17 protein-coding genes are annotated in these 19,141 nt (G+C 65.0%); 8 read left to right on the top strand and 9 right to left on the bottom strand.

Annotated features, from left to right (window positions below; translation table 11 throughout):
* Positions 1–39 precede the first annotated feature (39 nt).
* Positions 40–1,182, bottom strand: a complete 1,143-nt coding sequence (locus ACIPUB_RS12280) for an ROK family protein (RefSeq protein ID WP_407607632.1) — start codon at positions 1,180–1,182, stop codon at positions 40–42.
* 122 nt (positions 1,183–1,304) lie between these two features.
* Between ACIPUB_RS12280 and ACIPUB_RS12275 the strand changes: the two genes are divergently transcribed.
* Both ACIPUB_RS12275 and ACIPUB_RS12270 read left to right on the top strand, forming a co-directional pair.
* Complete coding sequence (locus ACIPUB_RS12275) at positions 1,305–1,478, top strand: hypothetical protein (protein ID WP_407607631.1); 174 nt, start codon at positions 1,305–1,307, stop codon at positions 1,476–1,478.
* Positions 1,471–2,901: a sugar porter family MFS transporter gene (locus ACIPUB_RS12270; protein ID WP_407607630.1), complete on the top strand. Its 1,431-nt coding sequence runs from the start codon at positions 1,471–1,473 to the stop codon at positions 2,899–2,901. Before ACIPUB_RS12275 ends, ACIPUB_RS12270 begins: the two co-directional genes overlap by 8 nt.
* A gap of 122 nt (positions 2,902–3,023) precedes the next feature.
* Here ACIPUB_RS12270 and ACIPUB_RS12265 read toward each other — a convergent pair whose 3' ends face one another.
* The 3 genes from ACIPUB_RS12265 to ACIPUB_RS12255 are packed head-to-tail and all read right to left on the bottom strand — an operon-like array spanning position 3,024 to position 6,132.
* On the bottom strand, positions 3,024–4,037 hold the full coding sequence (locus ACIPUB_RS12265; RefSeq protein WP_407607629.1) for a TAXI family TRAP transporter solute-binding subunit: 1,014 nt from the start codon (positions 4,035–4,037) through the stop codon (positions 3,024–3,026).
* Positions 4,034–5,467 carry a sensor histidine kinase gene (locus tag ACIPUB_RS12260; RefSeq protein WP_407607628.1) on the bottom strand — a complete coding sequence of 478 codons (1,434 nt, stop codon included), beginning with the start codon at positions 5,465–5,467 and terminating at the stop codon, positions 4,034–4,036. Before ACIPUB_RS12260 ends, ACIPUB_RS12265 begins: the two co-directional genes overlap by 4 nt.
* On the bottom strand, positions 5,464–6,132 hold the full coding sequence (locus ACIPUB_RS12255; RefSeq protein ID WP_407607627.1) for a response regulator transcription factor: 669 nt from the start codon (positions 6,130–6,132) through the stop codon (positions 5,464–5,466). The genes ACIPUB_RS12260 and ACIPUB_RS12255 overlap by 4 nt, the downstream gene beginning before the upstream one ends.
* 262 nt (positions 6,133–6,394) lie before the next feature.
* Between ACIPUB_RS12255 and ACIPUB_RS12250 the strand changes: the two genes are divergently transcribed.
* Complete coding sequence (locus ACIPUB_RS12250; RefSeq protein ID WP_407607626.1) at positions 6,395–7,864, top strand: MFS transporter; 1,470 nt, start codon at positions 6,395–6,397, stop codon at positions 7,862–7,864.
* Between the two features lie 96 nt (positions 7,865–7,960).
* Here the strand turns inward: ACIPUB_RS12250 and ACIPUB_RS12245 are convergent, their stop codons facing one another.
* From ACIPUB_RS12245 to ACIPUB_RS12235, 3 genes are read right to left on the bottom strand one after another with little or no spacing between them, the layout of a single operon-like run.
* The gene (locus ACIPUB_RS12245) at positions 7,961–8,290 is read right to left on the bottom strand and encodes a hypothetical protein (RefSeq protein ID WP_407607625.1); all 330 of its coding nucleotides are present in this window, start codon (positions 8,288–8,290) and stop codon (positions 7,961–7,963) included.
* A 48-nt stretch (positions 8,291–8,338) separates the two neighbouring features.
* A complete protein-coding gene (locus tag ACIPUB_RS12240) occupies positions 8,339–9,178 on the bottom strand; it encodes an aldo/keto reductase (RefSeq protein WP_407607624.1) in 840 nt (279 codons plus the stop codon).
* 57 nt (positions 9,179–9,235) lie between these two features.
* On the bottom strand, positions 9,236–10,429 hold the full coding sequence (locus tag ACIPUB_RS12235; protein WP_407607623.1) for an MFS transporter: 1,194 nt from the start codon (positions 10,427–10,429) through the stop codon (positions 9,236–9,238).
* Positions 10,430–10,587: 158 nt separating this feature from the next.
* Between ACIPUB_RS12235 and ACIPUB_RS12230 the strand changes: the two genes are divergently transcribed.
* Positions 10,588–11,034 (top strand): MarR family winged helix-turn-helix transcriptional regulator, encoded by a 447-nt coding sequence (locus tag ACIPUB_RS12230; RefSeq protein ID WP_407607622.1) that lies wholly within the window; start codon positions 10,588–10,590, stop codon positions 11,032–11,034.
* 97 nt (positions 11,035–11,131) lie between these two features.
* Here ACIPUB_RS12230 and ACIPUB_RS12225 read toward each other — a convergent pair whose 3' ends face one another.
* A complete protein-coding gene (locus ACIPUB_RS12225) occupies positions 11,132–12,388 on the bottom strand; it encodes a hypothetical protein (RefSeq protein WP_407607621.1) in 1,257 nt (418 codons plus the stop codon).
* A 154-nt stretch (positions 12,389–12,542) separates the two neighbouring features.
* Between ACIPUB_RS12225 and ACIPUB_RS12220 the strand changes: the two genes are divergently transcribed.
* The 3 genes from ACIPUB_RS12220 to ACIPUB_RS12210 all read left to right on the top strand — a co-directional run bounded on the left by ACIPUB_RS12220 (position 12,543) and on the right by ACIPUB_RS12210 (position 16,039).
* Positions 12,543–13,454 carry a VOC family protein gene (locus ACIPUB_RS12220; RefSeq protein ID WP_407607620.1) on the top strand — a complete coding sequence of 304 codons (912 nt, stop codon included), beginning with the start codon at positions 12,543–12,545 and terminating at the stop codon, positions 13,452–13,454.
* 85 nt (positions 13,455–13,539) lie between these two features.
* Positions 13,540–14,391 carry a fumarylacetoacetate hydrolase family protein gene (locus ACIPUB_RS12215; protein ID WP_407607619.1) on the top strand — a complete coding sequence of 284 codons (852 nt, stop codon included), beginning with the start codon at positions 13,540–13,542 and terminating at the stop codon, positions 14,389–14,391.
* 34 nt (positions 14,392–14,425) lie between these two features.
* Positions 14,426–16,039 carry an FAD-dependent monooxygenase gene (locus ACIPUB_RS12210; protein WP_407607618.1) on the top strand — a complete coding sequence of 538 codons (1,614 nt, stop codon included), beginning with the start codon at positions 14,426–14,428 and terminating at the stop codon, positions 16,037–16,039.
* Positions 16,040–16,362: 323 nt separating this feature from the next.
* Here the strand turns inward: ACIPUB_RS12210 and ACIPUB_RS12205 are convergent, their stop codons facing one another.
* A complete protein-coding gene (locus ACIPUB_RS12205) occupies positions 16,363–17,871 on the bottom strand; it encodes an aldehyde dehydrogenase family protein (protein WP_407607617.1) in 1,509 nt (502 codons plus the stop codon).
* A gap of 218 nt (positions 17,872–18,089) precedes the next feature.
* Between ACIPUB_RS12205 and ACIPUB_RS12200 the strand changes: the two genes are divergently transcribed.
* The gene (locus ACIPUB_RS12200) at positions 18,090–19,115 is read left to right on the top strand and encodes an ABC transporter substrate-binding protein (RefSeq protein ID WP_407607616.1); all 1,026 of its coding nucleotides are present in this window, start codon (positions 18,090–18,092) and stop codon (positions 19,113–19,115) included.
* The last annotated feature ends 26 nt before the right edge of the window (positions 19,116–19,141 follow it).

Raw genomic sequence — 19,141 nt, 5'->3', positions numbered from 1 at the left:
CGGGCGGGCGGTGCCGTCGAGTAGGACGGGTTCTGGGTATCAGGAGCGGTAGTTGCTCCAGAAGTGGGCTTCGGCCATGTCCCGTGCGGCCAGGCTGGCCCCGATCAGGGGGGCGTCCTCGCCCAAGGCGCTGGCCAACACCTCGAGGTCTGCATCAAGCAGCAGTGGCTGCAGGGCCTCGGCGAACATTTGTGTGAAGGCGGAGCCTTTGGTGATCGGGCCGCTAAGCACCAGTGCCTGTGGATCGGTGATGGCCGCAATGTTGCCGATTTGCTGGGCAATGGCCTCGACAAAAAGCCGGGCGTTATCCGCGGCCGGGGTGGTTGCAAAAAGCGACAAGCATGCGGGGACGTCGAGCCGATCGCTGCCGGGGGCCGCCCTTGAGTGTTCCAGCAGCTGGCTGATCAGCGTTCGCCCGCCCGAGCGCAGGTAACTCAGTTCGCCGACCATGCCGTGCCGGCCGCGCTGGACGGTTCCGGACATGACCAGTCCGGCGCCGATGCCGGGTCCCAGGTAAACCAGGAGTAGCTCATCGATCCCGCGGGCGACACCTATGCGCTGTTCGGCCAGGGTTGCCCAGTTGACGTCGTTGTCCAGGCGCACCGGTCCGCTGCACACCTCGCGAAGGAGCGCGCCCACGTCGACGCGCCCTTCCGGGAATGCGGAAGCCGGCAGGACCACCGGACGCTGGGTGGCCGGATCCACGGGGTTGCCCTGTGACGCGGTTGCCGCCAGGCAGGGGGAACCGGTGGCATCGACCGCGGCGGTGACAAGGTCGCGCAGGGTCCTCTCCAGCTCGCCCCGGGTCATGGAATCGGGCAGGTCCAGGGTGGCGTCATGCAGCAATGTGCCACGCAGGTCGTGGGTTTGAACCCGGGTCCGCCCTGCTGCCGCCGTGAGCGAGAGTGTGTGGCCGTAGTCGGGATCCAGGTCGTAGATCTCCGGTATCCGACCTCGCTTCTTGGCCGGGGGAGTCTCGATGGTTCTCAGTAAACCGGTCTCCGACAAGCGCGTGGCGGCCTCCGATGCGGTGGGTCGCGAGAGTCCGGTGGAAGCGGCGATTGCAGTGCGTGAGCTGGGGCCATGCTCGAGCAGGTGCTGCAGGAAGCGTCGGTCGGTGGCGGTGGCCAGCGTCTGCGGCAGGGGCCTGGCGGAGGTTCCGGAGGCGGCTGCTGTGATCATGGAATCGATCCTTTGGTTAGGCAGTCTTTCCAAATCCTACCGCAGTGCCTTATGCTGGACATCACAATCTTTAGGCTCCTTTACTAATTGAGTCTTACCAATTAATCAAGGGAGATTTCAACGTGGACCAAAGCCATGGGCTGCCACAGGTCAAGCAAGGCCTGCCGGGTGACTTCAAGACCGGGCGTTCTGCGAAGGCCTTCACTGGGCAGCAACGTGAAAGCGGCTCGCGTTACCGCTTCACCGCCGGTGGACCCAGCCCGGTCGAGTTGCGGGGGGCCGGACGCGATGTCTGAGGCAAAGCGGGTTATCACTCCGAACAGGAATGACGGACGAGTCACGACCAAGCTCGTCGCCATGGCCGCGGTTGCCGCCTTGGGTGGCTTCCTCTTTGGCTACGACAGCGCGATCATCAACGGAACCGTTGATGCGGTGCGCGAGCAGTTCGGACTCGGCTCCGGCCTGCTGGGCTTCACCGTGTCCTGCGCCCTGCTGGGCGCGGCACTGGGTGCCTGGTATGCAGGGGTTTGCTCGCAACGCTTTGGCCGGATCCGCACGATGCTCGTTGCCAGTGCGTTGCTTTCGATCAGCGCACTGGGCTGCGGGTTCGCCTTTGGCGTGTGGGACTTGATCTGGTGGCGCTTCGTCGGCGGCATCGGCGTGGGCTTTGCCTCGGTGATCGCCCCGGCGTACATTGCCGAAATTGCACCCTCGAAGGCGCGTGGCCGACTGGCCACGCTGCAGCAGCTCTCGCTGGTCAGCGGCATCTTCCTGGCGTTTCTGCTCTCGGCCATGATCGCGTGGCTGGCCGGGGGCGCCGCCCAGAGCGCGTGGCTCGGCCTGGAGGCCTGGCGCTGGATGTTCCTCACCCTGCTGGTGCCGGCCCTCGTCTACGGGATCCTTGCCGCACGGTTGCCCGAGTCCCCGCGCTACCTCGTGGAAAAAGGCGACGACGAGGGCGCTCGACGGGTGCTCATCGACGTGGTGGGCATGGAAGCCGGAGAGGCCACGGAGAACAAGATCGCCGAGATCAAGGCGACCGTGAACGTGGAACGACGCCAACGCTTCGCGGACCTCTTTGGCGGCAAGTTCGGGTTCAAGACGCTGGTCTGGATCGGCATCCTGCTTTCGGTCTTCCAGCAGCTCGTGGGAATCAACGTGATCTTCTACTACTCGACCACGATGTGGAGGTCCGTCGGATTCCAGGAATCCGACTCGTTCATGATCTCCGTGATCACCTCGGTCACCAACATCGTGGCAACCATCGTGGCGATCTCGCTGGTGGATGTGGTTGGACGCAAGCTGCTGCTGCTGGTCGGCTCGGCCATGATGACCCTGTCGCTGGGCACCATGGCAGTGGCCTTCGCCCAGGCTGTCACCGTCAACGGGGAGCTCAGCCTCCCGGGTTCCTGGGGCATGATCGCGCTGGTGGCAGCAAACCTGTTCGTCGTGGGCTTCGGCGCCAGCTGGGGACCGGTGGTGTGGGTGCTGCTGGGGGAGATGTTCCCCAACAACATCCGGGCGCTGGCCCTTGGCCTGGGTGCCGCCGCCCAGTGGATCGCGAACTTCGTGGTCAGCACGACCTTCCCGACGCTCGCGGATGCGGGCCTGCAGCTTGCCTACGGCATCTACGCAGGCTTCGCGCTGCTCTCGTTCCTCTTTGTCTGGCGTCTGGTGCGCGAGACCAACGGGCGCCAGCTGGAACACATGACGCTCTGACCCCAGACGCGTCGCGGGAAAGAAGAACATCCGCTCATCGCTCCGTGCACGTTTGCCCCCACCGGGGCAGGCCTGCACGGAGCGATTACGCTTTCCGGACGGAAGCTGCCGGCCGTGCAGTGCTACCCGTGAAGCTTCCGGTAGGCCTGGGCGGCTGCAGGGTGCAGCGGCACGTCGGCGGTGTTGATCAGCGAATCGGGGCTCAGGAACTGCACCCCGACGCTCGAGCGCGGAATCAGCTCATCGGCATGTCCCACCAGCAGGTCCACTGTTTGCCGCACCGTCTCGGCGTCCAGGTCCGTGCGGCAGAGCAGCAGGTTGGCCACCCCGACCGTCCACACCGCGTCGATGCCCGGATAGCTGTCGCCGGGGATCAGCACCTTGTCGTAGAAGGCCCCATACCTCTCCCGCAGTCCGGGGAGCAGGGAGGAGAGGTCAAGCAGGGCGAACGCGAATTCGGTGTGGGCCTGGGCGATGGCGGCGGTGGGCACCCCGCCGGACCAGAAGAGCGCGTCGACCTCTCCGGCGGCCAGGGCGGCGACCCCGTCGTTGAGTCCCAGGGCCTTCACGATGACGTCCCGGCCCGCGGCCGGTGTCCCGGCGGGGGCGGATTTCAGGCCGGCGACCTCGAAGAGGCGCGGGGTGATCAGGGAGGTGCCGGAGCCCGGCATGCCTACCGCCACGGTGCGCCCGGCCAGGTCATCGAGCGAGGTGATGGATCCGTCCCGGCGCACCACGGCATGGACGTAATTCTGGTAGACCTTGCCCAGCGCCGCGATCTGTCCGGGGTGCTTGCCTTGCTGGCCACCCTCGAGCGAAGCGGCGTCGGCCAACGCGACGGCCAGGGTCGCTTCGCCGGAGAGCAGCTGCGCGACGTTGTCCAGGCTGCCGCCGGTGGGGTTGACCGTGGCGGTGCGGGCCACCTGGTGCCGTTGCAGGGAGGCCGCCAGCAGCGTGGCGAATTCCAGGTAGAAGCCGCCGGGTTCCCCGCCGGCGACGACGATGGTTTCGCGGCGCGGTCCGGAGACGCAGGAGGCGAGTGCCGCGGCCAGCAGGGAGATCGTCCCGGCCGCGAAGGCCGCGCGCAGCACGCTGCGCCGCGACGGATGGAGGCCGCTTGCGGGGTTTGCGTTCATGAGGTTTCCCCCTGCCCGGGGAGGGTGGGTGCCGCGTCGAATTCGATGCGGGCGCGCAGGCCGTTCGGTTCGTTGGGCCCCAGCACCAGGCGACCGCCGTTTGCGGTGGCCAGCCTGTCAACGATGGTCATGCCCATGCCGGTGCCGCGGATCGAGGAGTGTTCGGGGGCGCGCCAGAAGCGGGTGGTGGCGGCGGACAGCTGTTCGGGCTCCAGGCCCGGGCCCGTGTCGGCGATCTCGATCAGCGTGGCCGAACCCCGGGTCCGCACCGAGGCGGTGATCTGCGCCCCAGGCGCGTACTTGATGGCGTTGTTCAGCAGCTCGCCGAGCATCTGCGCCAGTTCGATCCGGCTGCAGGCGAGCTCCGCGCCGGGATCCTCCTGAGTGGCCAGGACCAGGTCGGATCCGGCCGCCAGGGCGGCGGGCCGGGCGCGGTCCACTTCCTCGGCCAGCACCACGAAGGCGTTGACGCTCCCGGAGCCGGGGCCCTCGGAGACCTCGGGGGAGGCGCCGGCCGAATCCTCGATCACCCGGTGTTCGGCCACCGCCAGCCTGAGCACCGAATCCAGGATCTCCTCGACCCGTTCGAGCTCGGCCAGCACCCCGGCCCCGGCGGCCCGCTCCTTTTCATTCCGCAATTCCAGCAGCAGCAAGTCCACGCGCAGGCGCAGCGCCCCGATCGGGTTGCGCAGGTGGTGGGAGGTGTCGGCTATGAGTTGGCGCTGGGAATCGATGAGCTCGCCCAGGGTCGTGACCATGTCGGTGAAGGACCGGGAGAGCTCGCGCAGCTCCGGGGGACCGGCCTCCGGCAGTGGCGGCGTGTGGCCGGTGTCCTTGAATTCACGCACCGCGGCGCCGAGGCGCTGCACGGGGCGCAACACCCAGCCGGTGAGCCTGCCCGCCAGCAGCAGCAACACCGCTGCCAGCGCGATGGCGGCAATGGCGGTGACCAGCCACCGGTAGCGCAGCTTGTCCCGGGCGGCATCGAGGTTGACCTCCATGACGACCTCGCCCAGGACCTGGCTGGCGCTGCCGAAGGACCGGGAGATCACCTCGTTGCCCGTGCCGAAGGGCCTGACGGGGTCCAGCGTGGTGTCGGCGAGGTTCAGCGAGGCCCGCCCCAGCGCCTCGCGCACGTCCGGGCGCTCGGGGTCCAGCCCTCCGGAGGCCAGCGTGCCGGTTTGCAGGCGCACCACCAGGCCCTCGGAGTAGAGACCGGAGTAGGTTTCCATGTCCCGCCGCAGCACCGTGGTGTCCCCGTCGTTTGCCGCGTCGTAGGCGAGCTGGGCGATCCGGTTCAGCGAGGCGGCGCGGTTGATTTGCAGCTGTTGGGTCACCTCGCGTCCCGCGGAGGAGAGGATCACGTTGGACACGAGCAGCACCAGCAGCAGCACCAGCACGCTCAGGATGCCCAGGACGCGCAGCTTCACTGCGGGTCGGCCTCGATCCGGTAGCCGACGCCGCGGACGTTGACGATGAATCCGGGCAGCGAAAGCTTGGAGCGCAGCCCGGTCAGGTGCACATCCAGCGAGCGTGAGGACGCCAGGAAGGCATCTCCCCACAGGGAGTCGAGGATCTGTTCGCGGGTGACCACCGAACCGGCATTGCGGGCCAGCAGGGACAGCAGGTCGAATTCGGTGGGCGTCAGGGACAGCTCGGTTCCGGCAACCTCGGCCACGCGGCGGTCGAGGTCGATGGCCAGCTCCCCGACCCTCACGTGCGGGTTCTTCCGCCCGCCGGCGGGCATGGTCCGCCGGGTGACTGCCTCGATGCGGGCGAGCAGTTCGACGAGCTTGACGGGCTTGATCAGGTAGTCGTCGGCGCCCGAGCGCAAGCCCAGGACGACGGAGCGTTCGTCGTCTCGGGCGGTGAGGATCAGGATGGGGGAGTCGGAGACCTGACGCAGCTTGCGCAGCACCTCGAGCCCGTCCATGTCCGGCAGCCCCAGGTCCAACAGGATCAAGTCGAAGTCGCGGTGCCTGAGCAGGGCATCGGTGCCGCGGGCGACCCTGGTGGCGCCGTGTCCGGTGGACTTCACCGCGGCGGTGAGTGCCGCGCCCATGGAGTCGTCATCCTCTACGATGAGTACGTCCATGGAAGGGTCCCTTGATTCGTGGATTGTGTCGTAAGAAATCGTGGTTCACGGCCCGCTAATGCATCTTGCGCCCGTCTTGGAGAGTATCATTTCTTCGCGTTTCCCGTCCCGCCCGCTTCCCCATCGTGGCCGCTCCGGAACCCCCGACGGTCTCCTAAGGAAGTGTTAGGAATCCGCTCTCACGTTGGCTGTAACGTGTCTCACGAATACCTTGGTTGAGGCCCTCGGTGATTTGCGGGGCCTCAATGCAAGAGGAGGAACCATGGGACAACCTGCCGTGGACAGCAAGAACAAGGCACCGCGACCCGGTGCCGGAACCAAAGATGCAAACGAGGCGGCGGCAACCCGTAGGGCTGTCAGCAACATCCTCAAGGGCTCGGCCGGAAACCTCGTGGAGTGGTTTGACCTCTACGTCTACACGGTGTTTGCCGCGTACTTCCAGTCGCACTTCTTCAACGCCACCAACGAGCTGCAGGCCGGCCTGGAAGCCATGGCCGTCTTCGCGACCTCGTTCCTGATGCGCCCGGTGGGCGCGTGGTTCTTCGGCCGCTACGCCGACCGCCATGGACGCAAGGCGGCACTGACGCTGTCGGTGACCATGATGTCCGCCGGCTCCTTCGCCATCGCGCTGCTGCCGACGCAGCAGGCCATCGGCATGTGGGCCATGGTCCTGCTGGTCCTCGTGCGCCTGGTCCAGGGCTTCTCCGTGGGCGGCGAGTACGGCACCAGTGCCACCTACATGTCCGAGGCCGCGACCTCCAAACGCCGCGGGTTCTTCTCTTCCTTCCAGTACGTGACCCTGATCGGCGGCCAGATGCTGGCCCTGCTGGTGCTGGTCATCCTGCAGAACACCATGAGCCATGAAACGCTCACCGAGTGGGGCTGGCGAATTCCGTTCGCCATCGGCGGCGTCGCTGCCCTCGTGGTCCTGTGGCTGCGCCGCACCATGGAGGAAACCGTCTCCGCCGAGCAGGTGGCCGCGGCCAACAAGCCGGGCGTTGCCGGCGAGGCCCAGCCGGGCACCATGAAGCTGCTGTTCACCCAGTACTGGAAGCCGCTGCTCATCTGCATCGGCATCACCCTGGGCGGCACCGTGGCCTTCTACACGTACACCAACTTCATCCTGAAGTTCATGAACGATACCTCGGGCATCGAGAAGACGCAGACCTCGGTCATCAACTTCTGGGCCCTGTTCATCTTCATGCTGCTGCAGCCGGTCTACGGCATGATCTCCGACAAGGTCGGACGCAAGCCGCTGCTGCTCTGGTTCGGCATCACCGGCGTCCTGTTCACCTGGCCGTTGCTCTCGATGCTGTCCAAGACCCAGAACCCGGTCTTCGCCTTCCTGCTGATGCTCGGCGGCCTGCTGATTGTCGGCGGTTACACCTCGATCAACGCCCTGGTGAAGGCCGAGCTGTTCCCGGCCTCCATCCGCGCCTTGGGCGTGGGCCTGGGCTACGCGATCGCGAACTCGCTCTTCGGCGGAACCGTCCCGCTGATCGGTGCCGCGCTGCAGAAGGCCGAGCGCGTTGACCTGTTCTTCACCTACGTCACCGTGGCCATCGGGATCTCGCTGCTGGTATACATCTTCGCGCTGAAGAACAAGAAGACCACGCACCTGGACAACGAACAGGGCCACGCCTGGAACGGCAAGGCCCCGCAGGCCGAGGATGCCAAGGGCACGAATTCCAAGGAAGCGGACGACGACAAGAAGGATCTGATCGACGCCTAGCTCGATCGGTTCGCCGGGGTCGTTCCCGGCACGGAAGCCACCCGTTTTCACGCGTCCCAACGTGAATGCGGGTGGCTTCGGTGCGTCCTGGGTGAATCAGGAGCGAGTGGCCCGAATGGCCTGACGCAGGGCGTCCAGGGTCGGCTGGCCCGCGAACCCGTCCGGGGTGCCGTAGACACGGCAGGCCACCGCGGGTTCGGCATCGGATTCGAAGAGGTCGGCACCGTTGAAGTTGAAGCTCGGCGAACCGTGGAAATCATGCAGGGCGGCCTCGTCCTCGGTGCTGATTTCCCGCACGCGCACCGTGTGCTCGATGCCCTCGAGCCTGAGCGCGGTGTCATAGAGTTCCTTGGCGATGGCGGAATTCGGGCATCCGGGGATCAGGAGCAGGACGGGTTCCATGTCTTCCAGTATCTCGCGTTTCACCGGGGCAGGAGTTGGGGGCCGCATGTTGTTGGTCGGTTGCGCAGAAACCTAGCCGTTGAAGGTGCCCGGGAAGGGCCCGGTGCGCCCGTCGCGATCCAGCGCATCGAGCGCCGCGACCTGGCCGGCGTCCAGGTCGAACCCGAACACGTCCAGGTTCGAGGCCATGCGCGAGGCGGTGACCGACTTCGGGATCACCACGTTGCCGGCCTGCAGATGCCAGCGCAGGACCACCTGTGCCGGGGTCACCCCGTGGGCGGCCGCGGCGGCCAGCACGGCCGGATCATCCAGCACGGCACCCTGGGCAAGCGGGCTCCAGGCCTCGGTGGCGATTCCGTGCGCGCGGTTCACCGCGGCGGTTTCGCGGTTTTGCAGGAACGGGTGGAGCTCCACCTGGTTGACGGCCGGAACCGTGCCGCCGAGTTCGATGATGCGTTCAAGCTGTCCGGGCAGGAAGTTGGAGACACCGATGGACCGGGTCAGCCCCTCGGAACGCAGTTCCTCCAGTGCCTGCCAGGACTCGAGGTAAGCGGCGGTGTCGGTGCCGGGCCAGTGGATCAGGTAGAGGTCCACGTGGTCCAGGCCGAGCTTCTCCAAGCTCGTGGCCAGGGCGTCGCGGGTGGAGGCCCGACCCAGGTCGGCCAGCCAGAGCTTGGTGGTCACGAAGAGTTCCTCGCGCGGCAGGCTCGACGCGGCCAGGGCGCGGCCAACTCCGGACTCGTTGCCGTAGATGGCGGCGGTGTCGATGCTGCGGTATCCGGTTTCCAATGCTGTGCCCACTGCCGCGGTGGTCTGGTCATCCGGGATCTGGAAGACGCCGTAGCCAAGTTGCGGCATGGTGGTTCCGTCGTTGAGGGCGATGGTTGGGATGGTGTTTGTTGAGGTGCTCATGGGGATGTTCCTTGGATTGCAGGTAACGGGGATGTTGGGGGTGGGGAGTTTGTGGCCCTAGCCGACGGATACGGGTTCCGAGGCGGTGGCCCGGGACGTGGAGTATTCACCGCCCCGGACGCGGGTCGCGATAAGCATGACGGCGAGTCCGGCAACGGTGATCCCCGCGCCGGCCCACAGGGGCGAGGTGTAGCCAAGGCCCGCGGCGATGGTCAGCCCACCGACCCAGGCACCCAGCGCGTTGCCCACGTTGAAGGCGGCGATGTTGGCGCCCGAGGCGAGGGTGGGTGCGTGGGCGGCATGGTTCATGATGCGCATCTGGAGTCCCGGAACGGTGGCGAAGCCGATGCCGCCCATGAGCACCAGCGCGATGATGGTGGCGATCTGGTTGCCGGCGGTGAGCGCGAAGGCCACCAGGACGACGATGAGGACCGAGAGCACGGTGATCAGCGTGGCCGCCAGGTGTCGGTCCGCGGCGCGGCCCCCGAGGATGTTGCCCACGAAGAGCCCGACCCCGAAGAGCACCAGCAGCCAAGGGACGGAACTGGCGGCGAAGCCGCTGACACCGGTGAGGGTGAAGGCAATATAGGTGAAGGCGCCGAACATGCCGCCGTATCCCAAGATGGTCACGAACATGGACAGCCAGACCTGCGGGCTGCGGAAGATGTTGAATTCGCCGAAGATTCCCTGGTTGCCCGACCGGGCCAGGTTGCCCGGCACCAGAACCAAGATGCCAACGAAGGCGACGACGCCGATCGCGGTGATGGCCCAGAACGTCGAACGCCATCCCGCGGCTTGGCCCAACAGCGTGCCGAAGGGTACGCCCAGGACATTGGCGATGGTCAGCCCGGCAAACATGAACGAAATGGCGCCGGCACGCTTGTTCGCGGGCACCAGGTCGGCGGCCACGACGGAGCCGATCCCGAAGAACGCTCCGTGGCACAGGGCGGCGACAATGCGGCCGACCATGACCAGTTCGTAGGTCGGGCCCGTGGCGCTCAGGAGGTTTCCGATGATGAAGAGCAGCATCAGGAACAGCAATGACTTCTTGCGGTCCAGCCGGCTGAAGACCGCGGTGAGGATGATGGCGCCGATGGCCGCGGCGAGGGCATAACCGGAGATGAGATAGCCGGCGACGGTTTCGGTGACCCCGAAATCCGCGGCAATTTCCGGCAGGAGACCCATGATGACGAATTCGGTCAAGCCGATTCCAAAGCCGCCCAGGGCGAGGGCGTATAGAGCTGCGGGCATGGTGCACCTTCGGTGTGTGATGGTTGAAATGAGATGCAAAGGATTTCCCCGCATCAATCGTTGCGTCTGCAACTAACTGCTAACGCAATGATTGCACACGCGTTATATCGGCGCAAGGTGATATGCTGGGACGGACGATTGAACGAGGAGGGGTCTCCATGGGGATCAAGGACGATGCCGTACAGGTCCGCGCCCAGGGCTGGCGCACGCTCGCCGCACTGCACAACCTCATCGAGGGCGAGCTTGAGCGCGCACTGCAGGCCAAGCACGGCCTCTCCGTTGTCGAGTTCACGGTGCTCGATGCCCTGAGCCGGCAGGATGGCTGGCACATGCGCATGGCCCAGTTGGCCCGTGCCGCGGCCCTGTCCAGCAGCGCCACGACCCGGCTGGTGACCCGGCTCGAGGACCGCGCCCTGTTGACACGCATCCTGTGCACGGATGACCGCCGGGGAATCTACACGGAGCTCACTGCCTCTGGAGAGAAGCTGCTGGCCGAGGCCCACCCGACGCACGACGCGGTGCTCCACTCGGCGCTGGAATCCGCGGCGCGGGTTCCAGAGCTTCAGGAGTTGGTCACGGCCGTGGCTCCCGAGGGCGCAAACTAGCCGGTCGACCCACCTCGCCATGCTCGCGCCTGTATTGCGGTGGCACGAGCTAAGACAGTGTCCCGTCCACAGGTGCCCGGGGTCCGCACAGATGGAATTAGTCGCCGGCACCCAGATAGCTGAGGTCATCCGCGTCCATGGGGTCCGCATAGTTGACTTCAAGGCCCGCCGGTTCGGCGATGGCGTGGGCAATCATCTTCTTGAGCACTGGTGGAATCCTATAGTGCGTATCGCGCAGCACCAGGCCCTCGCCGCACAGTAAATCCAAGGCCAGTTGGGCCACCATGAGGTCGACCTGGTCGTCACCGGCGGTTGACTCAAGGGCCACTTCAAGGTTCGCCACCGAATATCCCTCCTCGATCCCCGCATCCAGGAGCATCGAAGTCATGAGGATGCCTGCAACGTCTTCGTCAATCAGGTCCTCATCGAAGGGGTCTTCATTTTCGTGTTCTTCATCGACGGCCGTAAAACGGAGATAGAGGCAGAGCGCGACATCGCGAGTGATATGCATCAGCAAGTCTTCGCGATCCGACCCGGTGGTTGCCGCCAAAGGGTTGTGCAGCGTCGCCCGGCGTGCACCCAGCTCGATGATCCCGATTTGGACCAAGGCTTCCCAGTACAGGTCCAGGCGGGGAACGTCTTGTGCCGTGGTAACGCGCAGTGCTTCGCCGTCTCTGGGGGTGGACATGGTCGGAGCAGTGGGCACCCCCACCGCAGCTACATTCAGGGCCGCTGCTGCGCCCTGGATGTCCTTGCGCGTCAAAATTCCTTTAGAGGTGACATCGCGTTTATCGCCAAACCATTCCATGAATGATTGGAGACGTCCTGAAAGCGGCAAGTCGCGAAGTCCAGCGAGGGTTTGTTTGCGGCTTAGTGCGGGTACCTCGAAGACCCTGTCATCGAATGCGGCATCGGATCGTTCGTCGATGATTTCCAGAATTGCCGACTGGGCCGCATCGAACTGCGCTTCGCTGCCGCTCCAAAGGTCCGAGTCGTCCAGGAACAACAGGTACCCCATGACGACGTGCAAGACGAACTCGAGATCGTTGTCCTGGTCTTCGGTGAGATACCAGGCCAAGGTGGCTGCGATGGGGGAGGCCTCCAGGAACGTGCTGTCGGTTCCACCGCCAAATCGCCGGTAGTGCTCGAGGAATTCATGGAGAATCGGCAACGGATCACCAATTGCCGCCAAGGACGTGTTCGCGCGGACCCATTTCATGAAGCGTGCCGACACTTCGTCGCCGGTGCTGCGGACGCGGAATTCGTCAATGCTGACGATCTGTCCGGCTGCCGCAGAACGTGCGGGATGTCCCTGCTTGGTCTTGGAGGAGGACGACGGCTTCTTCTTGGACACTTGATCTCGCAATCGGTAAGGCGCTGCCGGGCAACTCCCACTCACAGTACAACAGTTGCTTGTCCGGGGCAGGTGGGTAGAAGCGTGGAGAGAGCTCCTTCCGTTTCGTTGCATTTGTCTCTAGATAATCTATTCTTGGCATGATAATGTTTTCTTGACATTCATTGCGGAGAGGTGGGCCATGGCCTGGGGATTGATTAGAGAGATGGGCCATGTGTCCATTCAGACCAATGACATCGAGGGGTCCATCTTTGACGCCACGCAACTTTTAGGATTGCGCGTCACCGAACGCACCGAGAACGAGGTCTACCTGGCGGCCAACGCCGTTCACCACGAGCTGGTGTACGTGGAGTCGGAAGTCAACGGCATCCAGTCCATTGGCCTGATCGCGCGCAACGGCGATGCGCTGCGGGAGATCCGCCGCCGCGTCGAGAATGAGAACCTCACGTTTGTTTCGGACACCGCCGTCAGCGCCGGCGTTCAGGACGGCTTCAGTTTCATCGGCCCGGAAGGCTGGATCTTCGAGATTTACACCGGCATGCAGGCCAGCGACCCAGGACTGCAGGGGTTTGGCCCGGACCGCTACGGACACATCAACTTCCATCCGCGGGACCCCCGCGGCATGATGGAGTTCCTGCGCCGGATTTTCGACTTCCGTCTTTCCGATGTCATTGGCGACGACTATGCCTACTTCATGCGCTGCAATGCCGACCACCACGGCATTGCCCTGATTGGCGGCCGCGGAACATTCCACCACCACGCCTGGCAAGTCCAGTCCATCGCCGATTTGGCCAAGTTGGGCGACCGCCTGGGGCGCGCGGGGCGCGAATTGATCTGGGGTCCGGTCCGCCACGGCGCCGGCCACAATATCGCCGCCTACTACGTGGAAACCTCCGGTGCGGTCGTCGAGCTCTACACCGACCTCGAGCAGATCTACGACGACGAGCGCGAACCGGTGATCTGGGCAGAGGACGAGAACTGGTGGAACATGTGGTCCAACCGCCGCACCGACGACTTCCGCACGTTCGGGATCCCCTCGGTCACCGAGTTGAAGACTTTCCGCTAAGCCCACGGAGGATCGACGTCCGGGCAACTGGCACACGGCCTCCCCAAAAACCTTGAAACAACACTGAGCTGAAAGGCCGAAATCCATGCAATATGCATCCTTCCTTGCCACCGACGGTTCCGAGACTTGGGGTCTGGTCATCGACGAGACCACCTACGATCTGGGCCCTACCGGCCTGAACCTTGCCGCAACGATGCGCGAATCGATTGAAACGGGCATCTTCGGCACCGACCTTGACATCGACGGGGCACCCACACGTCCCGAATCCGAGGTCACCTTCCTGCCTTCTCTGACCAATCCCGGCAAGATCATCTGCATCGGCGTGAACTACCGCGCCCACCAAGAGGAATCGGGCAAGACCGGGCAGACCGCCCCGACAGTGTTCACGCGCTTCGCGGACACCCAGATGGGCCACCTCGTCGACGCGGTCAAGCCCACCAGCACCACCAAGTTCGACTACGAGGGCGAAATGGCCTTGGTCATCGGCAAGGAGGCATGGCACGTCTCCGAGGAGGACTCCTGGAACCACATCGCCGGTTACGCGTGCTACAATGACTTCTCCGTGCGCGACTGGCAGAAGGCCGCCAGCCAGTGGATCCCCGGTAAGAACTTCCCGTCCACCGGCGGCTTCGGCCCATACCTGGTTCCCGCGGCCGACCTGGGCGATGTCAACAATCTGACCCTTGAAACCCGCGTCAACGGCGAGACCCGCCAGAAGGCCTCGGTCGCGGACCTGTACTTCACCATCCCGCAACTGATGGCATATGTCACCGGCTTCACCAAGCTGAACCCGGGCGACGTCATCGTCACCGGCACCCCCGGCGGCGTGGGCCTCTTCTGGGGCGAGGGTGGCCTGCTCAACGCCGGCGACGTGGTCGAGGTCGAAATCACCGGCCTTGGCACCTTGCGCAACACGGTCGTCGACGAAGCCAACTAGGCACCGGAAACCATCCGGGCATAAGGAGCAAAGCATGGCAGAGCGCATCGATGTCGACGCATTGGTCATAGGGGCGGGCCCGACCGGCCTGACCGCGGCGAACCTCCTGGCGGACCAGGGATTGTCCGTGGCGTTGATCGAGAAGCACTGGGGGTCCGGCGATGAGCCGCGGGCCATCAGTGCCACCGATGAGACGCTGCGGGTGATGCAGCAAATCGGCATCATGCCTCGTCTTGCCCCGGAAATGCTCATGGACACCGGGGCGAGGTACTACGGGCGCGGCGGCAAGATCCTTGCGGACGTGCGCCCGGGCAACCCACGCCTGGGCCAGCCCGGCAAGTCCCAGTTCGACCAGCCCGTGATGGAAGGCCTGCTGTTCGAGGCGGCCTCCGAACGCGCCGGAATCGAACTGCACTTCAACACCGAGGCCACCTCGATCACCCAACACCCCGACGGTGTCACGGTGACCGCGGTGCGCCGCGGCCAACGGAACAGCGGTGTCTCCGGCGTCGTTGCCGGAGACACCGGAACCGACCACGCTCCGGCCGCCGACGCCCCTCAAACAGAACTGGTCATCAACGCCTCGTGGGTCATGGCCTGCGACGGGGGCCGAAGTTTTGCCCGACGCGAATTGGGCATCGGGCTGGGCGGATCCACCCAGGTGGAAAAATGGATCGTCGTGGACCTGCTTGACGTGCCCGGGGACCCCGAGCCCTTCGCGTCCTTCCATTGCAACGGCACCCGCCCCACCGTCGTCGTGCCCGGCGTGCGCGGTCGGAGACGCTACGAATTCATGCTCTTCGAGGGCGAGGACGAGTCCGAGATGACCACGACGTCCTCGATCGCCGAACTGGTGTCCCCCTATCAAGACGTCTCCAGGGTCACGGTGCGCCGGGCCACCGTCTACACCGCCCACCAGCGCATCGCCGAAAAATATCGTGTCGGGCGGGTCCTGCTGGCCGGAGACGCCGCACACCTGATGCCGCCCTTCGCCGGACAAGGCCTCAATGCCGGAATTCGCGATGCCGCATCCGCCGCCTGGCGCGTGGCGGCCCACGTCAAGGGCGAAGGAACGGACGCGCTCCTCGAGGACTACGCCACCGAACGCCGACCCCACGCCGCAGAGATGGTCAAACTCTCCAAGCGCATCGGCTGGGTCGTGATGAACACCAACCCGGTCATCACGCGCATCCGAGACGTGGTGGTCATCGGCACGCGCGCCATACCCCCGTTGAACGCCTGGCTCACCCGGATGAAATTCCTCAAGCAACCGCACTACGTGAAGGGGACCGTAGCCGCTCCCGCCCCTGATGTGCCTGCCAAGGCTGCCACCCTCATCGGACGTTCCCTGCCCCAACCCATGGTGCTGGACGCCGACCACAAACAGATCCCGCTCGATGACATGCTCTCCAACGGGTGGAGCCTGATTGAAGTCGGCCCAGGCGGCCAGCTCACTATCGAAGACGGCAGGGGGGCCAGCTCAATCGCGACGGACATCTCCGGCATCTTCAGCGACGCAAAAGACATGATCCTGCTCGTGCGGCCCGACCGCTATGTCGCCGGCATCGCACCCCTCGGCCAACGCGCGACACTGCTCACCTCGCTCTCGGCCAAGGCCACGGGATTGTCGGCAATGGTTGGCGCCTAGCGCCGAAAAATAATGCCCCGGTGTCGGTCCGATTAATTGGGTGAACGCCGGGGCACACTGCTGTGCCGGGGCCTTTCCCGCATGGCGATGCAGCCTGCACGCCTCGAAACTCGGGTCCGATGCGCATGAGCGGTGGCTGTGGGTAGGTTTCTGCCACGAAATCCGGCCCTGAAACAAGACTGGACAGGATCCTGGAGCAAATTGCCTGTTTCGGCCTTGCGGTACAAGGATCGCAACCGACATGGCCTGCATGAAGATGCGACTACCCGGGTTTGCCTCGATTTGAGGGGAACCCGGGTAGTCGTTGTGCGTGGGCGCGAAGGCTAGTCCAGCTTGACGGTGACCGACTTGATCGAGGTGTAGGCCTCGATACCCTCGCGGCCGTTTTCATGGCCCCATCCAGATTGCTTGAAGCCGCCGAAGGGCATGTTGGCGTCCATTCCGGAACCGGTGTTGACCCGGACGTTGCCGGCCTGGATGCGCTTGGCAAAAAGCAACGCGCGCGAGATGTCCTGGGTGAAAATGATCGAGTTCAGCCCGTAGTCGCTGTCATTGGCGCGGCGTAACACCTCGGCCAGGGAGTCCTCGTCGCCAAAGGTGCTCACCGAGAGAACCGGGCCGAAGATTTCCTCCCGCACGATTGACATGTCGGCATCCACATTGCGCAGCACCGTCGGCGCGACGAAGAAGCCCTCTCCCTCCGCCATGGTGCCGCCGGTGACCAGTTCGGCGCCGGCAGCGATGCCGGCGGCAATGTAGCCCATGACGCGCTCACGTTGCTGCTCGGAGATCAATGGACCAAGTTGGGTGGCCGGATCCAGACCGGAACCGACGGTCAGCGACTCGGCGAACCGGGCGATCCCCGCGATTACCTCTTCGGCGACATCCTCGTGAACGTACAGCCGGGAGCCGGCCGCACAGACCTGGCCCGAATTGGCGAAGATGCTCATGGCGGCGCCCGGAATGGCCTTGCCCAGATCCGCATCGGCGTAGATGACCACCGGGGACTTGCCACCGAGTTCCAGACTCAGGCGCTTGAGGTTGCCCGCGGCAGAGGCGAGAAGTCGCTTCCCCACCGCTGTCGAACCGGTGAAGGACACCTTGTCCACATCCGGGTGGTCAGCCAGTGCCTGTCCCGCAACCGGGCCCAGGCCCTGGACCACGTTGAGCACGCCAGCCGGGATTCCGGCCTCAAGGGCAATCTGCGCGACCCTCACCGCAGTAAGCGGGGTCAGTTCGGCGGGCTTGAGCACCACGGTGCAGCCCGAGGCCAGCGCGGGGGCGATCTTGGACAACGCGATGGTGAACGGCACGTTCCACGGCACGATGAGGCCGGCCACGCCCAATGGCTGGCGCAGCGTGTAGGCATGCCATGCTCCCGGCAGCGAGACGTCGCGGGTTTCGCCGTTGAGCTTGGTCGCCCAGCCCGCGTGGTAGCGCAGGATGTCGATTCCTTGCGGCAATTCAAAGTTGCGGGCCACTGCGTAGGGCTTGCCGCAGTTCAATGACTCGAGCGTCGCCAGTTCGGCGAGGTTCTCTTCCAGGGCGTCGGCGAACTTGTGCAGCAGGTGCTGGCGGCGGCTCGGCGACAGCTCGGCCCATGGACCCGATTCAAAGGCCGCGCGGGCGGCGCCCACTGCCTCATTGACATCAGCGGCCGTGGCCGAGGCGGTCATGGTTAGTTGCTGGCCGGTGGATGGGTCCGTGACGACCAACGGCTCTCCCTGCCCCGGGACGGGCTTCCCGCCAATGATGAGCGGAAGCGTATCGGCAAGAAGCCGCGTGCGCAATTCGCTGGCCAAGTCGTGCGTGCTGGTGTCGGTGGTGGTCATAGTGGGATTCCTAGCGTCGTCGGTCCAAGTGTTGGGCAGGTAGGGAAAAGTGCCTCCGGTGTGAAGCTTGCCACATAATCATACTAAAGATATATTGTCTCAAGCGGAATGCATTCTAAATTTCGTCGACTTGGGATCCCATCCCACCGCCCCACCGAATGACGGGGCACTACAACTCGCTGGCCGCAGGGCCAGGAATCTCGCTGAGGAGACATACCGTGGGCAACACTCGACACACATTTTTGGCCAGGGCCGCATCCGGCCTTGCCGTGGCAACCCTGGCCGTCGCAGGCCTCACCGCCTGCGGTGGCGACACCGACACCGCCGCAGGCGCCACCGGTGCGACGGGGGAGACCTCGCTGCGCGTCGCGGTGGCTCCGATTCAGTTCGAAACGGCCTACCTTGCCGAGGAACAGGGCATGTTCGCGAAGCACGGACTCGACGTCGAGATCGTCAGCGGCGCGGACCCGGCCGCATTGCTTGCCCAGGTGGTATCCGGCGACGTGGACATCGCGATCGGTTCATGGATCAACGTGGCGACCTCGGCGGCCAAGGGCGTGCCGGTCAGTGTCATCGGCGGCAACGGCCTGGTCGATGACAAGGCCGAGAACTCGGGCGTATTGGTGGACAAGGATTCCGGCATCACCGCCCTTGAGCAGCTGGCGGGCAAGACCATCGGCGTGGTCGGGGTGAAGTCCGGTGGCGACATTCCCGTGCTGCAGGCACTTGAGGGCGCGGGCATCGACGTAAATTCCGTTAAGGAAGTCGCCATCCCGTACGCCGGCATGCAGGCGGCCCTTGAACAGGGCACCGTTGACGCAGTGGTCCCGGCAGACTCCTTCTACCACCAGATGGTCGATGCGGGCTTCGTATCGATCTCCAACCCGGTGCGCGAGTACCAGGGCAACATGCCGGTGACCGTCTGGACCGCCAAGAAGGATTGGTTGGCAGGCGAGGGTGCCGAGCCCGCCAAGAAGTTCACCGCGGCGATGACCGAGGCCGTGGACTTCTACTCCGACCCTGCCAACCTGGCAGCGGTGCAGAAAGTCAACGCCACCGTCAACCAGATCGACGTCGCCAAGGCTCCGAAGGCCTTCGTTCCCGCGGACGTGACATTCAACGTGGCCGAGGCCCAGGCCGGCATCGATGCGATGGTGCACTTCGGTCTGCTGGAAAAGTCCATTGCCGTTGACGACGTGCTGTGGGCCGAGGCCCCGCGCCGCGACTCGGCCGACGCCAAGTAACCACCGAACGAGCAGCCGGCGTTCCG

Origin of the sequence: Paeniglutamicibacter sp. ORCA_105, from assembly GCF_045798545.1 — a bacterium.
Classification (GTDB): domain Bacteria; phylum Actinomycetota; class Actinomycetes; order Actinomycetales; family Micrococcaceae; genus Paeniglutamicibacter; species Paeniglutamicibacter sulfureus.
This window is presented reverse-complemented; position numbering and strand designations above follow the sequence as displayed.